The 19900-nt window shown below is 57.2% G+C and carries 17 protein-coding genes and 2 pseudogenes; 10 read left to right on the top strand and 9 right to left on the bottom strand.

The annotated features are described in order from the left end of the window. Positions 1-188 precede the first annotated feature (188 nt). The 3 genes from AFL22_RS20700 to yeiP form a co-directional block, all read right to left on the bottom strand. On the bottom strand, positions 189-896 hold the full coding sequence (locus AFL22_RS20700) for a phosphatase PAP2 family protein (RefSeq protein ID WP_052272095.1): 708 nt from the start codon (positions 894-896) through the stop codon (positions 189-191). A 45-nt stretch (positions 897-941) separates the two neighbouring features. Next, entirely contained in the window at positions 942-1910 is a 969-nt protein-coding gene (locus tag AFL22_RS20695) for a GTP-binding protein (RefSeq protein ID WP_052272094.1), read from the bottom strand. A 76-nt stretch (positions 1911-1986) separates the two neighbouring features. Continuing rightward, on the bottom strand, positions 1987-2559 hold the full coding sequence (gene yeiP / locus AFL22_RS20690; RefSeq protein ID WP_003854146.1) for an elongation factor P-like protein YeiP: 573 nt from the start codon (positions 2557-2559) through the stop codon (positions 1987-1989). A gap of 343 nt (positions 2560-2902) precedes the next feature. On the opposite strand from yeiP, the pseudogene AFL22_RS23640 reads away from it, so the two are divergent. Next, positions 2903-3091 (top strand): annotated as a pseudogene (locus AFL22_RS23640) (YkgJ family cysteine cluster protein); the annotation flags it as partial. A gap of 105 nt (positions 3092-3196) precedes the next feature. Here AFL22_RS23640 and AFL22_RS20685 read toward each other — a convergent pair. Continuing rightward, a pseudogene (locus AFL22_RS20685) lies at positions 3197-3433 on the bottom strand (type II toxin-antitoxin system VapC family toxin); the annotation flags it as partial. A gap of 312 nt (positions 3434-3745) precedes the next feature. On the opposite strand from AFL22_RS20685, the gene fruB reads away from it, so the two are divergent. From fruB to fruA, 3 genes are read left to right on the top strand one after another with little or no spacing between them, the layout of a single operon-like run. Beyond that, on the top strand, positions 3746-4876 hold the full coding sequence (gene fruB, locus AFL22_RS20680) for a fused PTS fructose transporter subunit IIA/HPr protein (protein WP_052272093.1): 1131 nt from the start codon (positions 3746-3748) through the stop codon (positions 4874-4876). Further along, positions 4873-5811, top strand: coding sequence for a 1-phosphofructokinase (gene fruK, locus AFL22_RS20675; RefSeq protein ID WP_010248301.1), 939 nt, complete (start codon positions 4873-4875; stop codon positions 5809-5811). The genes fruB and fruK overlap by 4 nt, the downstream gene beginning before the upstream one ends. 16 nt (positions 5812-5827) lie before the next feature. After that, entirely contained in the window at positions 5828-7540 is a 1713-nt protein-coding gene (fruA, locus tag AFL22_RS20670; protein ID WP_045140638.1) for a PTS fructose transporter subunit IIBC, read from the top strand. An 891-nt stretch (positions 7541-8431) separates the two neighbouring features. Here fruA and nfo read toward each other — a convergent pair. Together nfo and AFL22_RS20655 are read right to left on the bottom strand one after the other, a co-directional pair. Next, entirely contained in the window at positions 8432-9277 is an 846-nt protein-coding gene (nfo, locus tag AFL22_RS20660) for a deoxyribonuclease IV (protein WP_010671008.1), read from the bottom strand. Positions 9278-9328: 51 nt separating this feature from the next. Continuing rightward, the gene (locus tag AFL22_RS20655) at positions 9329-10384 is read right to left on the bottom strand and encodes a YeiH family putative sulfate export transporter (RefSeq protein WP_052272103.1); all 1056 of its coding nucleotides are present in this window, start codon (positions 10382-10384) and stop codon (positions 9329-9331) included. A 106-nt stretch (positions 10385-10490) separates the two neighbouring features. On the opposite strand from AFL22_RS20655, the gene AFL22_RS20650 reads away from it, so the two are divergent. The 5 genes from AFL22_RS20650 to AFL22_RS20630 all read left to right on the top strand — a co-directional run bounded on the left by AFL22_RS20650 (position 10491) and on the right by AFL22_RS20630 (position 15398). Then, complete coding sequence (locus AFL22_RS20650; protein ID WP_031592072.1) at positions 10491-10865, top strand: YkvA family protein; 375 nt, start codon at positions 10491-10493, stop codon at positions 10863-10865. 9 nt (positions 10866-10874) lie between these two features. Further along, on the top strand, positions 10875-11741 hold the full coding sequence (yieE, locus tag AFL22_RS20645; RefSeq protein ID WP_010248285.1) for a DNA-binding transcriptional regulator YeiE: 867 nt from the start codon (positions 10875-10877) through the stop codon (positions 11739-11741). A gap of 117 nt (positions 11742-11858) precedes the next feature. Beyond that, positions 11859-13325: an amino acid permease gene (locus AFL22_RS20640; protein ID WP_022625044.1), complete on the top strand. Its 1467-nt coding sequence runs from the start codon at positions 11859-11861 to the stop codon at positions 13323-13325. A gap of 208 nt (positions 13326-13533) precedes the next feature. Next, positions 13534-14610: an iron ABC transporter permease gene (locus AFL22_RS20635; RefSeq protein WP_010248280.1), complete on the top strand. Its 1077-nt coding sequence runs from the start codon at positions 13534-13536 to the stop codon at positions 14608-14610. Further along, positions 14610-15398 (top strand): ABC transporter ATP-binding protein, encoded by a 789-nt coding sequence (locus AFL22_RS20630; protein WP_010248276.1) that lies wholly within the window; start codon positions 14610-14612, stop codon positions 15396-15398. The genes AFL22_RS20635 and AFL22_RS20630 overlap by 1 nt, the downstream gene beginning before the upstream one ends. Before the next feature lie 141 nt (positions 15399-15539). Here AFL22_RS20630 and fghA read toward each other — a convergent pair whose 3' ends face one another. From fghA to AFL22_RS20615, 3 genes are all read right to left on the bottom strand, one after another. Further along, a complete protein-coding gene (gene fghA / locus AFL22_RS20625; RefSeq protein WP_052272091.1) occupies positions 15540-16382 on the bottom strand; it encodes an S-formylglutathione hydrolase in 843 nt (280 codons plus the stop codon). Positions 16383-16394: 12 nt separating this feature from the next. Next, the gene (locus AFL22_RS20620) at positions 16395-17519 is read right to left on the bottom strand and encodes an S-(hydroxymethyl)glutathione dehydrogenase/class III alcohol dehydrogenase (RefSeq protein WP_010248270.1); all 1125 of its coding nucleotides are present in this window, start codon (positions 17517-17519) and stop codon (positions 16395-16397) included. Positions 17520-17619: 100 nt separating this feature from the next. Then, positions 17620-18531, bottom strand: a complete 912-nt coding sequence (locus AFL22_RS20615) for a LysR family transcriptional regulator (RefSeq protein WP_010248266.1) — start codon at positions 18529-18531, stop codon at positions 17620-17622. 117 nt (positions 18532-18648) lie between these two features. On the opposite strand from AFL22_RS20615, the gene AFL22_RS20610 reads away from it, so the two are divergent. Then, positions 18649-19776 carry a YbfB/YjiJ family MFS transporter gene (locus AFL22_RS20610; RefSeq protein ID WP_010671002.1) on the top strand — a complete coding sequence of 376 codons (1128 nt, stop codon included), beginning with the start codon at positions 18649-18651 and terminating at the stop codon, positions 19774-19776. The last annotated feature ends 124 nt before the right edge of the window (positions 19777-19900 follow it).

Below are 19900 nucleotides of genomic sequence, written 5' to 3'. Positions count from 1 at the left end.
AATTCGGGGCATAGCCGCTATTTTTAGAGTTTTCTTTATTGACAGAGGATATTGGCGACTATTTGACCTGCCAGCAGGGTCATAACCTTTTCTTTTCGTGAATTTAATTAGCAGGCTAATAGTGATGAGGTGTTTTTTATAAGCGCGGGCGGTTCAAACCAGGGGTTTAAATCGTCCGCGCTTAACATTTACGTCACGGGCTTATATTTACCCGGCAATTTGCGATAAAACCAGTTAACCAATACGTCACTGGCTGGCGTTAATAGCCACCAGCTCAGACCCACTAATACCACCGACATTGTACCGACGGCAACATCGGTAAACCAGTGCGCACCGGCCATGATGCGTGGCAGTGAAAATATCACCACAATAGCCGTGGCAATTAAAAAGCGGCTGAAACCAAAATAACGCCAGATAAAGCAGGCGAAAATGATCAGCATCATACCGTGGTCGCCGGGGAAGCTATCTTTTGAAGCATCTTTAGCGGGAATACCGGTCAGTTCACTGACGCGATGCACGTTTTCGAAGAACAGTGTCGGACTGGAGTGTTTAACCGGCAATAAATGGCCCAGCTGATTGAGAACGACGGCGGTCAGCAGCATGGTGATGCCGATTGCCAGCATCCGGCGCTGCGCCTGTGGCGTTTCGCGCCGCCAGATCGACAGGTAAAGCAGACCCATCGCCAGCAATGACACCGCATCAAAACCACGGTAATTCGTGATAGCGACGATCAGCGCGAACAGCGGATGGGTCACCATCTGGCTATTGAAGCCAAAGAAAATAGATTTATCGACGCCGAACCAGAAGCCATGTTCCGGGGGCAGATACCATGACAGAAATAGCACCACGCCCAGTGCATTAAGCAGCAGGATAGTAATAAGGCGAGTTACGCGCATAGTTAAACTCATTATTATTAAAAATAACCGCCGACAATACCTCTGTCAGCGTAAACGGCACTTCAACAATGCCGATTGTAGACGATTCCAGTCAGCCTGTTGAGAATGAATGATCTCAATGCGGCTATCGGATGGCGGTGAGGGGAGTGTTTCACTCTGCAGCTCATTTGCCTGGCGATTGATACGCAGAGCGCCTTCTGTCGTGCGCATCACTCCTTTAACGCGATCTACCGGCGCCTGCCGAACCCATTCCAGCAGCGTGCCGCTGTCGAACAGCGTATCACCATCAAACAGCCAGCCGCAGGCGCTATAGCCCTGGCCGTGGTTCAGCGCCCGACGCCAGCGCGCCTCGCCATTCAGTCGCAACGCCGCCAGACCGCTGGTGGGACCCGACGAATGATGGTGCTGTGGCACGGGAAGTTCGCGCGGCTGCCGGGGGGTATCCAGCAGAGAAAGGGGGATCTGACCAAATTCTGTCTCTATCAGAGGGCGCGCAGGCTGCATCTGCTGCTGCCAGTCAGCCAGGCGCTGACGATCCGCCTGATCCCAGCAGTCGCGCTTATTAGCGATAATAAGGTCGGCGGCAGCCAGCTGATCGCGGAAGTTTTCATTGGCAACGATACGAGGATTGGCCAGCTGACGCGCATCCAGCAGCGTTAGTGTGGCATTCAGTTGCAGCCACGACTGATAGACGGGCGCACTCAACATCTCCAGCACCTGACGAGGATGGCCCAGGCCGGTTGGCTCGATCAGCAGCCGATCGGGTTTGCTCTTCAGCAGCATATTCAGCCCGACCTGCATCGGCAGGCCATTCACACAGCACAGGCAGCCGCCGGGGATCTCTTTCAGCGTGGCACCGCGATCGGCCAGCAGGGTGCCGTCGATCCCGATCTCGCCAAATTCATTAACCAGCACCGCCCAGTTTTCCCCGGACGGCCTGGCAGCCAGCAGATGGCAGAGCAGCGTGGTTTTGCCGCTGCCCAAAAAACCGGTAATCAGATTAACGCGTGTCATGGGAGTGACTCCTGCCGGGGAATAACGTGATAATGTAATAATATAACACTATCACGATCGGCAGCAGGCTTCTGATTTAGTCTGCACGGCCCATATAGCGGCGTTCAGCAATGTGGATGCGGATGCGGTCACCGTTGCTGAGGTATTCCGGTACCTGGATCGAAAGGCCTGTACTCATACCGGCGGGTTTGGTGCGGGCGCTGGCGGAAGCACCTTTAATGCCTGGTGAGGTATCAACAATCTCCATATCCACGGTTTGTGGCAGTTCCAGCGCCAGCACCTGACCTTCCATCGTCAGCACGTGAATGCCAGGGATACCGCCTTCAGGGATAAACAGCAGCTCTTCTTCAATCTGCTCCTGTTTAAAGGAGTAGGGGGTGTAATCCTCATCATCCATAAAAATATATTCGTCACCATCTATATAAGAGAAGGTCACGCTGCGACGGCTGAGCGAAATTGCATCAATAATCTCGTCGCCTTTAAAGCGCTCTTCCACTTTTAAACCGGTGCGAACATCGGTAAAGCGCATTTTATACAGGGTGGCGGCACCGCGTGCGCTAGGGCTCTGGACATCAATATCTTTAACCAGCAGCAGTTTACCGTTGTGCGTGACGGCCATCCCTTTTTTGATTTCATTGGCTTTTGGCATTGCTGTTCTCGCTATCTTGAGAGTGAAGTGCGCGCAACGTTACTCGCGCCGATGAAAACTGGCAATATCACCGGCGTGAAATTTTGTCTCAGGCCGCGGCTTTCATGGCAATTGCCGCCCCGGACTGCTATTGTCGCCGCGACTTTCTCTGCCGGAGCACAGCATGCAATGCCGTAGCCAGGGCGGTGCCTGTTGCACAGCGTCATCTATATCTTCACCGATTTCTGGCATGGGTGACAGTGAACGATTTAAGCAGGAAGTTAAGAGCTGAAGGGTGTGGTGTCGCTCCCTCTGAGGTTCTGTTACTGTCTGTTGTATCCTGAAGGTCGCGTAAGAGGTGTTAATGCAGTGTCGTATTGATTGTGGAGCCTGCTGCATCGCGCCGTCAATCTCCAGCCCCATCCCCGGAATGCCGCAGGGTAAACCCGCGAATGTCCGATGCATTCAGTTATCGGATGAAAATTTGTGCATGATTTTCGGTTCAGATTTAAGGCCGAAAGTATGTGGAAGTCTGCAACCTTCAGTTGATATGTGTCTTACAGACCGTACCTCAGCCATGACCTACCTGATTGAGCTTGAAGCCAGCACACGTGCCTGAGAACCCTCCCACTGCTTAGATTCAATCCAGCGTCAGCGGTTAGCTGACCCACTCTTCCAGCTGCAATCCGGGTACCCGTTCAAACTCGCGTGTGTTATTGGTCACCAGAATAGCCCTGGCCGCAATGGCATGCCCGGCAATCGCGGTGTCGTTGGGACCAATGGGCGTTCCGGCAGCAGCCAGCGCCGCTTTAATTTCAGTGGTTGCATCTACCGCTGCGCGATCCCATGAAAGCACAGCATCAAAACGTGCGCAGAATGCATCCACCAATTGCAAACGTATCTGCTGTAAACCGAAGCGGATACCGCGCCCTGAGGCGCTGACGCTGCTGAAGTTTTTCGGTCCACCCATTCTCACCTTACAGCAGCAGCGTCAGCCTGTTCGCCCGCTAATCCCTTAAACCTGCCCGAAATGTGCGTAACGTCAAAAATCTGCTACGCCGTTTGCGCATTTTCTTGCCTGGTGAAAGCGGCTGTACCACAATCCCTGAAACGTTTCAGCGGTGACTGCGCCATCTGTTTTCCTCAGCATGGCGTAAAAACTTTCCCACTAGCTGAAACGATTCAATCTCAGCAAGCGAGGAGAATTATGTTCCAGCTCGAATTGCAGGCCATCCATATCGGAGCCAGCGCCCAGAACAAAGAAGAGGCCATTCGTCAGGTTGCTGCCGCGTTAACCGCGGCGGGCAATGTGACTGAAGGGTACGTCAACGGGATGCTGGCGCGCGAACAGCAGACCTCAACCTTTCTTGGCAACGGCATCGCAATCCCTCATGGCACCACCGATACCCGCGATCTGGTGCTGAAAACCGGTGTTCAGGTATTCCAGTTTCCGCAGGGCATTGCCTGGGGTGACGATCAGACAGCCTATGTTGCCATCGGGATTGCCGCTAAGTCGGATGAACATCTGGCGCTGCTGCGTCAGCTGACCCATGTGCTGAGCGATGACACCATTGCAGAACAGCTAAAAACCGCCTCTGCTGAAGATCTTCGTGCGTTGCTGATGGGCGAGAAACAAGCCGCTGAATTCAGCTTCGACACCTCATTAATCACGCTCAACGTGGCTGCCAGCGATCTGATCACCTTACAGGCGATGAACGCCGGTCGGCTGCAGTCCGCTGGTGTAGTGGATGCCAGCTACGTCGCAGACGTGGTTTCAACGCCTCCGCTGAATCTGGGTCAGGGCATCTGGCTCAGCGACAGCAGCCTCGGCAACCTGCGGAGCGGCGTGGCTATCAGCCGCGCTGAACATGCCTTCGACCATCAGGGCGAATCGGCTGCGATGTTAATCAGCGTTTCGGCGACCGATGAACGTCCGCTGGAAATGCTGGGTTACCTCAGCGCCTTGCTGCAGCAGGGCAAAGCGGATCGTCTGTTGAAAGCGGATGCTGCAAGCGTTTACGCACTGCTCACCAGCGAAGTCGATGAGCAGGCTGACGTGCTGACGGCTGAATTTACCATTCGCAACGAACACGGCCTGCATGCCCGTCCGGGCACGGCGCTGGTCAGCGTGATCAAGCAGTTCAACAGCGACATCACCGTGACCAATCTCGACGGCAGCGGCAAACCCGCTAATGGCCGCAGCCTGATGAAAGTGGTTGCGCTGGGCGTGAAGAAAGGTCATCGCCTGCGCTTCACCGCCAGCGGTGAAGATGCACAGCAGGCACTGAACGCGATTGAAGAAGCGATCACCAGTGGTCTGGGTGAGGGGGCATCATGAGCAGACGCGTCGCCACCATTACGCTGAATCCGGCGTATGACCTGGTGGGATATACCCCTGAAATTGAACGTGGCGAAGTTAACCTGGTGAAAACCACCGGGCTGCATGCTGCGGGCAAGGGCATCAACGTAGCCAAAGTACTTAAGGATCTGGGTATCGATGTCACCGTCGGTGGCTTCATGGGGAAAGAGAATCAGGACGGTTTCCAGCAGTTGTTCAGTGAGCTGGGCATAGCCAACCGTTTCCATGTCGTGCCTGGCCGTACCCGTATCAACGTTAAACTCACTGAACAGACCGGTGACGTCACCGATCTGAATTTCTCCGGTTTTCAGGTGACGGCGCAGGACTGGGATCGTTTTACTACCGATTCTCTGACCTGGCTGGGCCAGTTCGATATGGTCTGCGTCAGCGGTAGCCTGCCTGAGGGCGTCGACCACGATGCCTTTACCCGCTGGATGACCGAACTTCGCACCCACTGCCCATGCATCATCTTTGACAGCAGCCGCGAGGCGCTGGTGGCAGGACTGAAGGCGGCACCGTGGCTGGTTAAACCTAACCGCCGTGAGCTGGAAATCTGGGCCGGTCGCAAACTGCCAACCCTGCAGGATGTGATTGGCGCTGCGCACGAACTGCGCGAGCAGGGTATCGCCCATGTGGTGATTTCGCTGGGCGCAGAAGGCGCTCTGTGGGTCAACGCTTCTGGCGAATGGATCGCTAAACCGCCGGTGTGCGAAGTGGTCAGCACCGTGGGTGCAGGCGACTCAATGGTTGGTGGCCTGATTTATGGCCTGCTGATGCGCGAATCCAGCGAACACACGCTGCGTCTTGCGACTGCCGTGGCGGCGATGGCCGTCAGCCAGAGCAATGTTGGCGTTTCCGATCGTACTCAGTTGGCCGCAATGATGGCGCGCGTCGACTTACAACCCGTTAACTGACAGCAGGAGAGCGATAATGAAAACGCTGCTGATTAAAGACCCTACACTGGGACTGGCTTCCGCATATATGGCACAACAGCGTCTGGCGGCTGCCGCCGCTGCGGCGGGCCTGACCCTGACTGATAATCCTGCCGACGCTGAGCTGGCGATTGTGCTGGGCAAAAACGTGCCGGACGATGCGGCGCTGAACGGCAAAGCGGTCTGGCTGGGCGATATCCAGCTGGCAGTACGTGAGCCAGAAACCTTCCTGAACCGCGCGAAAGCAGAAGCGAAAACCTGGCAGGCACCGGCTGCGGTAGCAACACCTGCAGCAGGCGCACCTGCTGCACCGGCTCAGGCTGGCGCGCAGAAACGCGTCGTCGCGGTGACCGCCTGTCCGACCGGCGTGGCGCATACCTTTATGGCTGCCGAGGCCATTCAGGCTGAAGCGACCCGTCGCGGCTGGTGGGTGAAAGTTGAAACCCGTGGTTCAGTGGGTGCCGGTAATGCGATCACTCCGGAAGAAGTCGCTGCCGCCGATCTGGTGATCGTCGCAGCTGATATCGAAGTCGACCTGGCGAAATTTGCCGGTAAGCCGATGTACCGTACCTCAACCGGTCTGGCGCTGAAGAAAACCGCGCAGGAGCTGGATAAAGCGGTAGCAGAAGCGAAGCCGTATAAAGCGGCGGCTGGCGGACAGAACAATAGCAGTGAAGAAGAGAAGAAAGGCGGAGCAGGGGCTTATCGTCACCTGCTGACCGGTGTTTCTTACATGCTGCCGATGGTGGTCGCAGGTGGTCTGAGCATCGCGCTGTCGTTTGCCTTTGGTATCACGGCGTTTAAAGAGCAGGGCACGCTGGCTGCGGCGCTGATGCAAATTGGTGGTGGCAGCGCCTTTGCCCTGATGGTGCCGGTGCTGGCGGGCTTTATCGCCTTCTCCATCGCTGATCGTCCGGGTCTTACGCCGGGTCTGATTGGCGGTATGATCGCCACCAGTATTAACGCAGGTTTCTTAGGCGGAATTATCGCGGGCTTTATTGCCGGTTATGCGGCGAAGCTGATCAGCGGCAAAGTTAAACTGCCGCAGAGTATGGAAGCGCTGAAACCGATACTGATTATTCCCCTGTTCGCCAGTCTGATCACCGGTCTGCTGATGATCTACGTAGTGGGTAAACCGGTTGCTGGCATCATGAACGGCCTGACGCACTGGCTTGCCAACATGGGTACGGCGAATGCGGTCCTGCTGGGTGCCATTCTGGGCGGCATGATGTGTACCGATATGGGCGGTCCGGTAAACAAAGTGGCTTACGCGTTTGGCGTCGGCTTACTGAGTTCGCAGACCTATGCGCCAATGGCAGCCATTATGGCAGCCGGTATGGTGCCACCGCTGGCGATGGGGCTGGCGACGCTGGTTGCCCGTCGTAAATTCAATAAAGGTCAGCAGGAAGGCGGTAAAGCTGCACTGGTTCTGGGTCTCTGTTTTATCTCTGAAGGTGCGATTCCGTTTGCCGCCCGTGACCCGATGCGCGTTCTGCCTTGCTGTATCGTTGGCGGTGCAACCACCGGCGCGATCTCCATGGCAATTGGCGCAAAACTGATGGCTCCGCACGGTGGACTGTTCGTACTGCTGATCCCTGGCGCGATTACCCCGGTTATCGGCTATCTGATGGCGATTATCATCGGCACCGCGATTGCGGGTCTGAGCTATGCGGTACTGAAACGTCCGGAAGAGCAGCTGGCGAAAGCCTGATTTGCTGAAGTGCATAATCTGCTGAAGTGAAAATAACAGGGAGCCGGATGGCTCCCTGTTTGCTTTTACAGACGGTTCCCGAAGTTAAAGCGACGGGAGCATACGCCTGGAGTAAAGCATCGCGGGCCATGGACAAAAAGCCGGGAGCGTTTTTGAACAACGCAACGCGTTGGCCCGGCTGCGGGCGCACCTCAGGGATGAGGTGCGTAATCGCCCGCGCTGCGCCTGCCAGGGATGGCGTTTTTTTGCGTCTTTACGGAAGGCGTATGCTCCCTGAGCCAGCGTTCTCTCTAAACGAAAAGGGAGCATGCCAGCCAGTTAAGCGACAGGTGATAACGCAGTCTGGTGCCGCTCAGGGGCTGGCGGTCCTCGCGCCGCTGCGCGGTTCCTTCACTTCATTCGCCTGCCTGACGGACCGCCGGGGATGGCACATCCTGTGCCGCCCCGCCTTTCGCCCGCGTCCTGCGGGCTCTCCTGGCAGACTCATTCTGTTCAGCGCTGCGGATTGCCTGCTCCTGATCGCCACCGGCCTGCTCTGAAGCTTCTGGTGCGTATTGTTAAAAAGGGCACGAGAGTGAAGGCCTGAGCGCCTCTGCTGCTGAAAGGGCTATCCGCAGCGCTGAGGCGTGACGGCGGGCCAGAAGTCCACGCCGGGAAGCGTGGACAGTTCGGGGCCGGCCAGGGAGGGCCGATCCCCGAACGGTTCGTCGGCACGACGTCAAAACCGAAGGTACCGCGTGAGCGGCGCGAGGACGGCCCGGCAGCAGCAGAGGTGCTCTGGCCCGCACTGCGGCTCGCTCGCACTGACAAAAAAGCGGCCACGTTTGACCGTGACAGCCTTTACAAATCTAATCTTAACTGACCAGCATTAAGCCAGCTGGCTCCCTTTTACTATCCCTGCTGTTCGGCTTTCAGCCAGGCAATTTCATCTTTCCAGATATCGGGATTGATGGTCTCCAGAATCAACGGGATGCCATCAAATCGCGGATCTTTCATCAGCCAGCTAAACGCTGTTTTGCCGATATTGCCTTCACCCAGGCTGTGATGGCGGTCAACGCGACTGTCGAAGGCGCTTTTGGCATCGTTAAGGTGCATGCCGCGCAGATAGTTAAAGCCGACAATGCGCTCAAACTCGGCGAAGGTCGCTTCGCAATCCGCTTCGGTACGCAGATCATAGCCACCAGCAAACGCATGGCAGGTATCAATACAGACGCCGACACGCGACTTATCTTCAACATGCTCAATAATGGTGGCGAGATGCTCGAAGCGGAAACCCAGATTACTGCCCTGACCGGCGGTATTCTCAATGACGGCGGTGACGTTCTGACTCTGGTCGAGAGCGATGTTGATCGACTCCGCAATCCGCTTCAGACAGGCCTCCTCATCAATCTGATGCAGATGGCTGCCCGGATGGAAGTTCAGCAAAGTCAGGCCGAGCTGGTCGGCACGTCGCAGCTCATCAATAAAAGCGGCGCGGGATTTCTCCAGCGCCTCTTCAACCGGATGACCCAGGTTTATCAGGAAACTGTCGTGCGGCAGGATTTGCTGCGGACCGAATTTGTACGTCTCGCAGGCGGCGCGAAAAGCATCAATCACCTCAGTCGAGAGCGGGGCTGCCTTCCACTGACGTTGATTTTTAGTAAAGAGCGCGAAGGCGGTGGCTTCTATTTCATGGGCGCGGATCACTGCCTGATCCACGCCACCTGCCGCACTCACGTGTGCGCCAATATATTTCATGCCTTTCTCCTGGGGCTGTGCACGGATGAAACGGCATGATACCCGATGCCGCTAGCCCATGAAATGTTGCACCAGCAGATTGATTGCACCGCCGCCCGCGATTAACCAGACAAACACCATCGCACCCAGCAGCAGCGGTTTAACGCCTGCCTCACGCAATGCCCCAAAACGGGTGGTCAATCCCAGCGCCGCCATCGCCATCGCCAGCAGCAGACCCGCCAGCTGATTCAGCGTGGTCACCACCGCGGCAGGCAGCAGCTGCAGCGAGTTAAACAGTGCGACGGCAATAAACAGCAGGGCGAACCAGGGAAACGTCACCGCCTGGCGTGCGTTGCTCCCTTGACGTTTGCCGCGTATCACGGCGCTCAGGCAGAGCAGAAAGGGAGCCAGCATCATTACCCGCAGCATTTTGGCAATGACCGCGCTGTTCTCAGCTTCCGGGCTGATGCTGTGTCCGGCGGCCACCACCTGCGCCACTTCATGGATGGTTGAGCCGGTAAAAACCCCGAACTGCGATGCACTGAGATCCGGGAACAGTTCATGCGCCAGCGGCCACAGCAGTGGATAGATAAAGATCGCCAGCGTGCCGAACAGCACCACGGTCGCGATAGCCACCGCAACCTTCGACGGCGCGGCTTTCACCACCGGCTCGGTCGCCAGTACCGCCGCAGCACCGCAGATACTGCTGCCCGCGCCAATCAGCCAGACGGTATCGCGATCCAGCTTCAGCAGCCGCATGCCCAGCAGGCAGGTTATCAGGAAGGTACTGGTCAGGGTCAGCGCATCAATCAGAATGCCGCTGAAACCGACGTCAGCAATTTGTTGTAAAGTAATGCGAAAGCCAAACAGGATGATCCCCAGCCGCAGCAGTTTCTGCTTAGCCAGCAGCACGCCGTTATCGCAGCGTGACGCCAGTGGCGAATAGATGCTGTTACCGACCAGGATGCCCAGCATAATCGCCAGAGTCAGTGAACCCAGCCCCAGGGCAGCAATCATCGGTTGCTGCGCCAGCCAGCTGGCTGCCCCGGCAATCACGGCGGTCAGCAGCAGACCCGGGATCCAGAGCGGAACGGGATGATGCGGTTTAGCGATGCTCAGTTCAGTCATGATGGTCACTCCTCCTGGTTGAGACCCGATCATGATGGCAACTGGCTTAAAAGTGAAATTGATAATATATTTATAATTAACCAGAATAAACGATAAGGCAGTAATCATGATAGTTTCGCGTCTGCGCCGCTGGGCGACGCTGATCAAAAGAGATGTGTTTGTGCTGGGGTTTGCCTTCCGCGATCCCCGCACACCCTGGTGGAACAAGCTGGGGATGCTGGGGCTGGTCGCCTATGGCATCAGCCCGATCGATCTCATTCCTGATGTCATCCCCTTTGTCGGTCTGCTGGATGACGCGGTGATTATTCCGACGGGCGTCATGGTCCTGCTGCGTTTACTGCCGCGAGAGGTGCGCATCAGCAGCAGCGAGCGGGCACAGTCTCAACGTTCGCGCGGCAAAAAAATTGCAGGCTGGCTGGTGGCAATAGGGCTGATCTGGCTGGCATTAATCATTTACCTGGTCAGGCAGTCACTGAGTTAAGAGGCAACGATGCACATTACGCTGCGACAAATTGAAGTTTTTACCGAAGTGCTTAAGAGCGGTTCCACCACTCAGGCTTCGCAACTGCTGGCGCTGTCGCAGTCCGCAGTGAGTGCAGCGCTGGCCGATCTGGAGAGTCAGCTCGGCGTGCAACTGTTTGACCGGGTTGGCAAACGGCTGGTGCTGAATGAGCATGGACGGCTGCTCTATCCCCGTGCAGTAGGGCTGCTGGAGCAGGCGGGCGAAATCGAGCAGCTGTTTAAAGAGGATAACGGTGCGATCCGCATCTTTGCCAGCAGCACCATCGGTAACTATCTGCTGCCAGGCATGATGGCCGCTTATCGTCGCGATTTTCCCCGCCTGCCGCTGGAGCTGAGTGTAGGCAACAGCCAGGATGTGATTCAGGCGGTTTCCGATTTCCGCGTCGATGTCGGATTGATTGAAGGGCCGTGCCATATGACCGAGCTGGTCAGTGAACCCTGGCTCGAAGATGAGCTGGTGGTGTTTGCCGCGCCAGATGCGGCGATTCTGCAACAGCCGGTGACGCTGCAAACCCTGGCTGACGCCCCGTGGATCCTGCGCGAACGCGGCTCCGGCACCCGTGAAATTGTCGATTATCTGCTGCTGTCGCATCTGCCGAGTTTTCAGCTGGGCATGGAGCTGGGCAATTCCGAGGCGATTAAACATGCGGTGCGGCACGGCATGGGCATCAGCTGTCTTTCGCGCCGGGTGATTGCCGATCTGCTGGAGGCGGGCACGCTGGTTGAACTGACGATTCCGCTGCCGCGTCTCATCCGCACGCTCTATCGCATCCATCACCGGCAGAAGCATATTTCCAAAGCACTGACGCGGTTTTTTTCCTATTGTCGCGAGTAATTACTAATAATTCCGGCGCGATCATGAAGTTAACTAATAACAGGTTGGCATTCGCTATACAGAGGCGATCTGGCTGCTACAATCGCGCCTCATTTTTACCCAGCGTAGCGTTAACACATGCATAATGACTCAAATACAACACAACAACCTGCATTACGACGTGCGTTAAAAGCCCGTCACCTGACGATGATCGCCATCGGCGGCTCCATTGGTACCGGCCTGTTTGTCGCCTCCGGTGCCACCATCGCTCAGGCTGGCCCGGGCGGAGCACTGCTCTCCTATATCCTCATCGGCCTGATGGTCTACTTCCTGATGACCAGCCTCGGCGAACTGGCTGCGTTCATGCCGGTATCGGGTTCCTTCGCCACCTACGGCGCGAAATATGTCGAAGAGGGCTTTGGTTTCGCACTCGGCTGGAACTACTGGTACAACTGGGCGGTGACCATCGCGGTTGACCTGGTAGCGTCCCAGCTGGTGATGAACTACTGGTTCCCCGACACGCCTGGCTGGATCTGGAGCGCGCTGTTCCTGGGGCTGATGTTCCTGCTCAACTACATTTCGGTCAAAGGCTTTGGCGAGGCGGAATACTGGTTCTCGCTGATTAAAGTGGCCACCGTGATTATCTTTATCATCGTTGGCGTGCTGATGATCACCGGCATTATGCGCGGTGCTGAACATGCGGGCTGGCAGAACTGGCAGGTGGGCGACGCGCCGTTTGCGGGCGGCTTTGCGGCGATGATTGGGGTGGCGATGATTGTGGGATTCTCCTTCCAGGGCACCGAACTGATCGGTATCGCGGCGGGCGAATCTGAAGATCCGGCGAAAAATATTCCGCGCGCTGTGCGGCAGATTTTCTGGCGTATTCTGCTGTTCTATGTGTTCGCTATCCTGATTATCAGCCTGATCCTGCCATACACCGATCCGCAGTTGCTGCACAATGATATCGACGATATCAGCGTCAGCCCGTTCACCCTGGTGTTCCAGAACGCCGGTCTGCTCTCTGCCGCCGCCGTCATGAATGCGGTGATCCTGACGGCTGTGCTGTCAGCGGGTAACTCCGGGATGTATGCGTCAACGCGTATGCTTTATAACCTGGCCAGCGAAGGTAAAGCGCCACGGATTTTCGCGAAACTCTCAAAGGGCGGCGTGCCGCGTAATGCCCTGTGGGCCACCACCGTGGTGGCCGGACTGTGCTTCCTGACCTCAAAATTTGGTAATCAGGAAGTCTATCTGTGGCTGCTGAATACCTCAGGCATGACCGGGTTTATTGCCTGGCTGGGTATTGCCATCAGTCACTATCGCTTCCGTCGGGGCTATGTGGCCCAGGGACGTGACCTGAACGATCTGCCTTACCGTTCCGGCTTCTTCCCGCTGGGTCCGATTTTCGCCTTTGTGCTCTGCCTGATCATCACGCTGGGTCAGAACTACCAGGCATTCCTTAACGACAGCATCGACTGGTATGGCGTGGCGGCAACCTATATCGGCATTCCGCTGTTCCTGATTATCTGGTTCGGCTACAAGCTGACGCGCGGCAGCCGTTTCGTTAAGTACAGCGAAATGGAGTTTCCGGTTCACAAAGATTAACTCTGCGTCATCGCCCGCACAAAACCCGCCAGGGATGGCGGGTTCTGCGTCTTTGCGAAAGGCGCAGGCTCCCTGAGCCATTCTCCCGCCTGCAACACCGTTTTTTACTGTTTTTTCACGTCTCGCTTATGTTCTCGAATTGATAATTATTATCACCTGCACTATTGTGGCTGCGTTTTCTGACGTGATAGCCACACAGGGTTCAAACATGACTACCGAAACTTCGCTGCTGGCGGGGGAAGAGACGCTTCACCACACCATGCAAAACTATCATCAGGTGCTGCGCCGCCGCTTAATCTGGATTGGCGTGCTGTTGCTGGCGATACTCGCCTCGCTGATCCTCGACTTCACGCTGGGTCCGGCGGGACTCTCACTTGAAACGCTGTGGAATACGCTGCTCAGCCCCGAGAGCGTCGATGCCGGCACGCGCGTCATTGTCTGGGACATTCGTCTGCCCTATGCGCTGATGGCGCTGGTAGTGGGCCTGTCGCTGGGGCTGGCGGGCGCAGAAATGCAGACCATCCTGAATAACCCGCTGGCCAGTCCGTTTACCCTCGGTGTCTCATCGGCGGCGGCGTTTGGTGCCGCGCTGGCCATCATCCTCGGCGTGGGTATTCCCGGCATTCCCGATCAGTGGTTAATTTCTGCCAACGCCTTTGTCTTTGCTCTGTTTGCCGCGCTGATGCTGGATGCCGTGACCCGCTGGACTCAGGTCTCTTCGGCGGGCGTGGTGCTGTTCGGTATCGCGCTGGTCTTCACCTTTAACGCTCTGGTATCCATGATGCAGTTCATCGCCAGCGAAGATACCCTGCAGGGCCTGGTGTTCTGGACCATGGGCAGCCTGGCGCGCGCCTCCTGGGAAAAGCTGGGCGTGCTGAGCGTGGCGCTGGCCATTCTGGTACCGTTTTCAATGATGAGCAGCTGGAAGCTGACGGCGCTGCGTCTGGGCGAAGACCGCGCGGTAAGCTTTGGCATTGATGTGCGTCGTCTGCGCCTGACTACGTTACTGCGCATCAGTATCCTCTCTGCCCTGGCGGTCGCGTTTGTCGGCCCGATCGGTTTCATTGGGCTGGTCGCTCCCCATATCGCCCGCATGATGTTTGGTGAAGATCACCGTTTCTATCTGCCCGCCAGTGCGCTGGTCGGCGCGCTGGTGCTGTCGCTGGCGTCGGTCGCCTCGAAAAACCTGCTCCCTGGTGTAATCATCCCGGTTGGCATTGTCACCTCACTGATTGGCGTGCCGTTCTTCCTGAGTATTATTCTGCGTCATCGGGGGACGGTATGATGGAACAGGGTCTGACGTTACGTGGCTTCAGTGCCGGGTACCCAAAAAATAAAGTCATTGATAATCTTAATATCGCGCCGCTGCCGCGCGGCGAGATCACCGTGCTGCTGGGGCCGAATGGCTGTGGTAAATCGACGCTGCTGCGTGCACTGGCCGGTCTGAATAAAGGCCAGGGCGAGATGTGGCTCAACGGTGAGGATCTCATGACCCAGCCGTTTGCCCGGCGTGCGAAGAACGTGGTTTATCTGCCGCAGTCGCTGCCTGCGGGCGTACATCTGCATGTGCTGGAGTCGATCATCGTGGCGCAGCGTGCCTCCGGTGGTCTGCACAGCGCCAGCAGCGAAGCGGAAATCATGCATCTGCTGGAACAGCTGGGCATTGCCCATCTGGCGATGCGATATCTCGATCAGCTCTCCGGCGGACAGAAACAGCTGGTCGGGCTGGCGCAGTCACTGATCCGTCGCCCTAAGCTGCTGCTGCTGGATGAACCGCTGAGCGCGCTGGATCTCAACTACCAGTTTCACGTGATGGATCTGGTGCGGCGCGAAACCGCTCAGCGTAACATCGTGACGGTGGTAGTGGTGCATGACATCAATATTGCACTGCGTCATGCGCAACATGCGCTGATGCTGAAGCAGGGCGCGCTGGTGGCGGAAGGGCAGCCGGATAAGGTGATCACGCCTGCCACTCTGGCAAAGGTGTATGGCGTCGATGGTCGTATCGAACACTGCTCGCGTGGTATCCCGCAGGTGATGATCGACGGGCTGACCGGCCCGGCACTGGTCTGATATTGAGGAGGCGTCCGGTAGGGCGCTGAGCATCACTGTTCTGAGAAAGGAATTTTTACAGGGCAGGCTGGCAGTATGCTGGCTCTGTGACAGAGCGTTAGCCAGCTAAAAGTTCAGGGCCGCGATTGCGGCCCTGATTGTTTACGCCAGCAGATGCTGCGCATGGAAGCGCAGATGATCTTCCACAAAGCTGGCTATAAAGAAGTAGCTATGGTCATAACCTGGCTGAATGCGCAGCGTCAGCGGGAAACCCACCTCATTCGCGACGTCTTCTAAGCGCTCCGGTTGCAGCTGATCGGCCAGGAACTGATCGCTGTCGCCCTGATCGATCAGTATTGGCAGCCGATGCGACACCTCCGCCATCAGCTGGCAGCTGTCATATTCCCGCCACGTTGCACGATCGTCGCCCAGATAGGCCTGAAACGCTTTCTGGCCCCAGGGTACCTGCATCGGATTCACAATCGGTGCAAAGGCGGAAGCCGAGGCAAAGCGGTTACCCAGACGCAGCGCCAGCATCAGCGCACCGTGTCCGCCCATGGAGTGACCCATAATCGACTGACGTTCACTGACCTTGAAGTTATCCGCAATCAGGGCGGGTAACTCGCTGCTCAGATAATCGAACATGCGGAAATGGCTGGCCCAGGGCTGTTGGGTGGCATTGAGATAAAATCCCGCGCCCTGACCCAGATCGTATCCTTCATCATTCGCAACCCCTTCGCCGCGCGGGCTGGTATCCGGCATAATCAGCACCAGACCCAGTTCCGCTGCAACCCGTTGTGCACCGGCTTTGCTGGTGAAGTTCTCATCGTTGCAGGTCAGTCCGGCCAGAAACCAGACCACCGGCGGCGGCGCATCACCGTGCGGCCCAGGCAGATAGATGCTGAAGGTCATCGGGCAGTTCAGCAGCAAAGACTGATGACGCCAGCGCTGTTGCCAGCCGCCAAAAATACGGTGTTCTTCCAGTAGCTCCAGAGTGGATGCCATAACGCCTCCTGATTACTTGTTAAAGTGCACGACCGAGCGAATCGATTTTCCTTCGTGCATCAAATCAAAGGCGTCGTTGATCTCTTCCAGCGGCATGGTGTGGGTGATGAAGTCGTTCAGCGCAAATTTACCGTCGAGGTAATCCTGCACAATGCCAGGCAGCTGCGAACGGCCTTTGACGCCGCCAAACGCGGAACCGCGCCAGACGCGACCGGTGACCAGCTGGAACGGACGAGTGGAGATCTCTTCACCGGCACCGGCGACGCCGATAATCACGGACTCGCCCCAGCCTTTGTGGCAGCACTCCAGCGCGGAACGCATCACGTTGACATTGCCGATACATTCAAATGAGAAATCCACGCCGCCGTCGGTCAGCTCGACAATCACATCCTGAATCGGCTTGTCGTAATCTTTCGGGTTGATCAGATCGGTGGCACCCAGTTTGCGTGCCAGATCGAATTTGCTGGTGTTAAGGTCGATGGCAATGATGCGGCCCGCTTTCGCCATCTTCGCGCCGATGACCGCAGAGAGGCCAATGCCGCCGAGACCGAAAATCGCCACGGTGTCGCCTTCTTTCACCTTGGCGGTGTTCATCACCGCGCCCATGCCAGTGGTCACGCCACAGCCCAGCAGACAAACCTCTTCCAGCGGCGCTTCTTTACTGATTTTCGCCAGCGAGATCTCCGGAATTACCGTGTACTCAGAGAAGGTTGAGGTGCCCATATAGTGGAAAATGGGTTTGCCATCTTTAAAGAAACGGGTGGTGCCATCCGGCATCAGGCCTTTACCCTGCGTGGTGCGGATCGCCTGGCAGAGGTTAGTTTTGCCTGAAAGACAATATTTACATTTGCCACACTCCGGCGTGTAGAGTGGAATGACGTGGTCACCCACTTCAACGCTGGTCACGCCTTCGCCCACGGCTTCGACGATGCCGCCGCCTTCATGGCCAAGAATCGCCGGGAAAACGCCTTCCGGGTCGGTGCCGGACAGGGTGTAGGCGTCGGTATGACAGACGCCGGTCGCAACGATACGCACCAGTACTTCACCTTTCTGCGGTGGCATTAAATCAACTTCTTCGATTTTCAGCGGTTCGCCAGCAGCCCAGGCAACAGCGGCACGGGTTTTGATCATATTCATGCAATCCCTCTTCCAGTCAGATTGTGACGCGCAGTGGCGCCGGGTGGTCGTGATGATTCAAAGCCTGGTGGGTCAGGCTCTTAAACATAGCGTGGAACGCTTATTCCGCCGCCTGTAATGGGTAAATCAGCTCATCGTTGAGCGGACGATCGTCAAATTGTTCAATAATCAGGTACTTCAGTGCTTCAACATTCGGCGTAAAGGCGTCGCGTCGCCACATCAGCCAGGTGGCGGTGTCGCGATAAGCGGGAGGTAACGTATGCGCCTGCACCCGTGACCGATCCGCCATCTGCTTCAGCACCGAGGCCGGGATCATCGCTACGCCCGCACCGCCTGCCACGCAGGCCAGCATGGCGTGATAGGACTGAATCTCCATCACACTGTTGGGCGCGGTCTGGCTGTCCCGATACCAGCTCTCCAGCTTCACCCGGTAAGAGCAGCTGTTGCGAAAGGCAAACAGGGTATCGTCCTGCACGTCGCGCGCGGTGGCGATTGGTGCATGATCGAGGCCGGTGATCAGTATCATCTCTTCGCGAAAGGCGATGCAGCCATTGAGATCGTCATGGGACACCGGGCCATCCACCAGCGCGGCCGCCAGGGTGCCTTCACGCACCCGATCGATGATTTCGCCCGAGGTGCCGGTAATCAGCGACAGCGCCACTTTGGGGAAGCGCTGGTGATAGGCGGCGAGCAGGCCGGGCAGACGCGTCGCCGCGGTGCTCTCCATTGAGCCCAGCGCAAAGTTGCCCGCCGGTTCACCGGTGCGGGTCATGCTCATCGCTTCTTCACTTAATGCCAGGATACGCTGCGCATAATTCAGAAAATTATGGCCCATTGGTGACAGGCGAATGCGCTGTTTCTCACGAATAAAGAGATCCACACCTAATTCTTCTTCCAGCTGGCGCAGCCGCGTGGTGAGATTAGAGGGGACGCGATGCAGCTGTTCTGCTGCGCGCGCCAGTGAACCCGTTTCGGCGACGGAACAGAACATACGCAGCTGAACTAAATCCATATCTTCTCTTCCTGTAAGCAAGTTGGTTAAAATTATTCACTTTCCGTGAGTTTAATCATCCTGCATGCTGTTAGCAAGTCAGAAGAGATCTCAGGGCAGAGCAACAGGAGTTCAGCAATGGCGTTACGCGTCGCGCTCAGCGCGTTTTTAACCTTATTTGTCGCGATGGGCATTGGCCGGTTTGCCTTTACGCCCCAGGTGCCGCTGATGATTCAGGCACACCAACTGACACTCACCAGTGCCAGCCTGGTCGCGGCACTTAACTATCTTGGCTATCTGTGTGGCTCATTTGATGCCATGCGCGCGCACCGGCGGGTTGAGCTGCGATTGCAGGCGGGCGTATGGGGCGCGGTGATCCTGACCCTGCTGTCAGCATTCGCCAGCGGACCGTGGCTGCACGGCGCAATCCGCTTTCTGATTGGCTGGGCCAGCGGCTGGGCGATGGTGCTGGTGGCGGCCTGGAGCAATGAACAGCTGCATCGTCATGGCCGGGCAGGGCTGTCAGCGGCCGTTTTTGCCGGGCCAGGCTGCGGCATTTTTGTCAGCGGTCTGCTGGGGGTAGCGCTGCACACATTGCAGGTTTCTGCCGGTCTGGCCTGGGCCGCTTATGGTGCGCTGGCGCTGCTGCTGATTGCGCTGATTACCCGTAATCTGCCGCGTCGGGGCGAACTGCATCGCCCGGATCAGGCACCCGAGCCGCTGGTGCTGGATCGCAACCTTAAACGGCTGGTACTGAGTTACAGTCTGGCGGGCTTTGGCTACATTCTGCCCGCCACCTTTTTGTCGCAGATGGCCGCCACGCGGTTTCCTGACGGCATCTTCGCGCAGTTTGTCTGGCCGATTTTTGGCGGCGCGGCGATGATCGGCATCCTGCTGGGGATCCTGACCCGGCGCTGGGGGCACAGCCACGTCCGCCTGGCTCTGGTGCTGTGGGCGCAGGCGCTGGGCGTATTTGCCGCGGCGCTGCTGCCAGGCTTTAGCGGTCTGCTGGCCGGTGCGCTGCTGGTGGGGGGCGGTTTCCTCAGCGTGGTGCAGCTGTCGCTGCTCTGCGCCCGTGAACTGGCACCCAATCATCTGCGCTACATGGCTGGCCTGCTGACCACCGGCTATGCTATCGGGCAGCTGGTCGGCCCGCTGCTCTCTTTTCTCTCCACAGCCCTGTTACATCGGCTGGAGCCTGCCCTGTGGGTTGCAGGGGTTAGCCTGGTCTGGGCCGGCCTGCTGGTCTGGCGGCGAACCGGGTGAAAAGCTTTCATCACCAATCTGATTGATTGCTGGATTCCCCGCAAAGAAAGTTTCACAATACGCGCCTGATTACAGGGCCCGCTGGCAAAAGCTGGCGGGCGCAACACCAGCCGGAGAAGAGTAA

The organism is Pantoea sp. CFSAN033090, assembly GCF_001264395.1.
In the GTDB taxonomy this organism is placed as follows: Bacteria; Pseudomonadota; Gammaproteobacteria; order Enterobacterales; family Enterobacteriaceae; genus Pantoea; species Pantoea agglomerans.
This window is presented reverse-complemented; position numbering and strand designations above follow the sequence as displayed.

What these genes read in the sequence shown, in the direction of transcription:
- AFL22_RS20700 (WP_052272095.1), bottom strand. Translation starts at nt 896, where the DNA reads ATGCGCGTAACTCGCCTTATTACTATCCTGCTGCTTAATGCACTGGGC.
- fruK (WP_010248301.1), top strand. Translation starts at nt 4,873, where the DNA reads ATGAGCAGACGCGTCGCCACCATTACGCTGAATCCGGCGTATGACCTG.
- yieE (WP_010248285.1), top strand. Translation starts at nt 10,875, where the DNA reads ATGCACATTACGCTGCGACAAATTGAAGTTTTTACCGAAGTGCTTAAG.
- AFL22_RS20615 (WP_010248266.1), bottom strand. Translation starts at nt 18,531, where the DNA reads ATGGATTTAGTTCAGCTGCGTATGTTCTGTTCCGTCGCCGAAACGGGT.
- fruB (WP_052272093.1), top strand. Translation starts at nt 3,746, where the DNA reads ATGTTCCAGCTCGAATTGCAGGCCATCCATATCGGAGCCAGCGCCCAG.
- yeiP (WP_003854146.1), bottom strand. Translation starts at nt 2,559, where the DNA reads ATGCCAAAAGCCAATGAAATCAAAAAAGGGATGGCCGTCACGCACAAC.
- fruA (WP_045140638.1), top strand. Translation starts at nt 5,828, where the DNA reads ATGAAAACGCTGCTGATTAAAGACCCTACACTGGGACTGGCTTCCGCA.
- AFL22_RS20640 (WP_022625044.1), top strand. Translation starts at nt 11,859, where the DNA reads ATGCATAATGACTCAAATACAACACAACAACCTGCATTACGACGTGCG.
- fghA (WP_052272091.1), bottom strand. Translation starts at nt 16,382, where the DNA reads ATGGCATCCACTCTGGAGCTACTGGAAGAACACCGTATTTTTGGCGGC.
- AFL22_RS20650 (WP_031592072.1), top strand. Translation starts at nt 10,491, where the DNA reads ATGATAGTTTCGCGTCTGCGCCGCTGGGCGACGCTGATCAAAAGAGAT.
- AFL22_RS20695 (WP_052272094.1), bottom strand. Translation starts at nt 1,910, where the DNA reads ATGACACGCGTTAATCTGATTACCGGTTTTTTGGGCAGCGGCAAAACC.
- AFL22_RS20635 (WP_010248280.1), top strand. Translation starts at nt 13,534, where the DNA reads ATGACTACCGAAACTTCGCTGCTGGCGGGGGAAGAGACGCTTCACCAC.
- AFL22_RS20630 (WP_010248276.1), top strand. Translation starts at nt 14,610, where the DNA reads ATGGAACAGGGTCTGACGTTACGTGGCTTCAGTGCCGGGTACCCAAAA.
- nfo (WP_010671008.1), bottom strand. Translation starts at nt 9,277, where the DNA reads ATGAAATATATTGGCGCACACGTGAGTGCGGCAGGTGGCGTGGATCAG.
- AFL22_RS20610 (WP_010671002.1), top strand. Translation starts at nt 18,649, where the DNA reads ATGGCGTTACGCGTCGCGCTCAGCGCGTTTTTAACCTTATTTGTCGCG.
- AFL22_RS20655 (WP_052272103.1), bottom strand. Translation starts at nt 10,384, where the DNA reads ATGACTGAACTGAGCATCGCTAAACCGCATCATCCCGTTCCGCTCTGG.
- AFL22_RS20620 (WP_010248270.1), bottom strand. Translation starts at nt 17,519, where the DNA reads ATGAATATGATCAAAACCCGTGCCGCTGTTGCCTGGGCTGCTGGCGAA.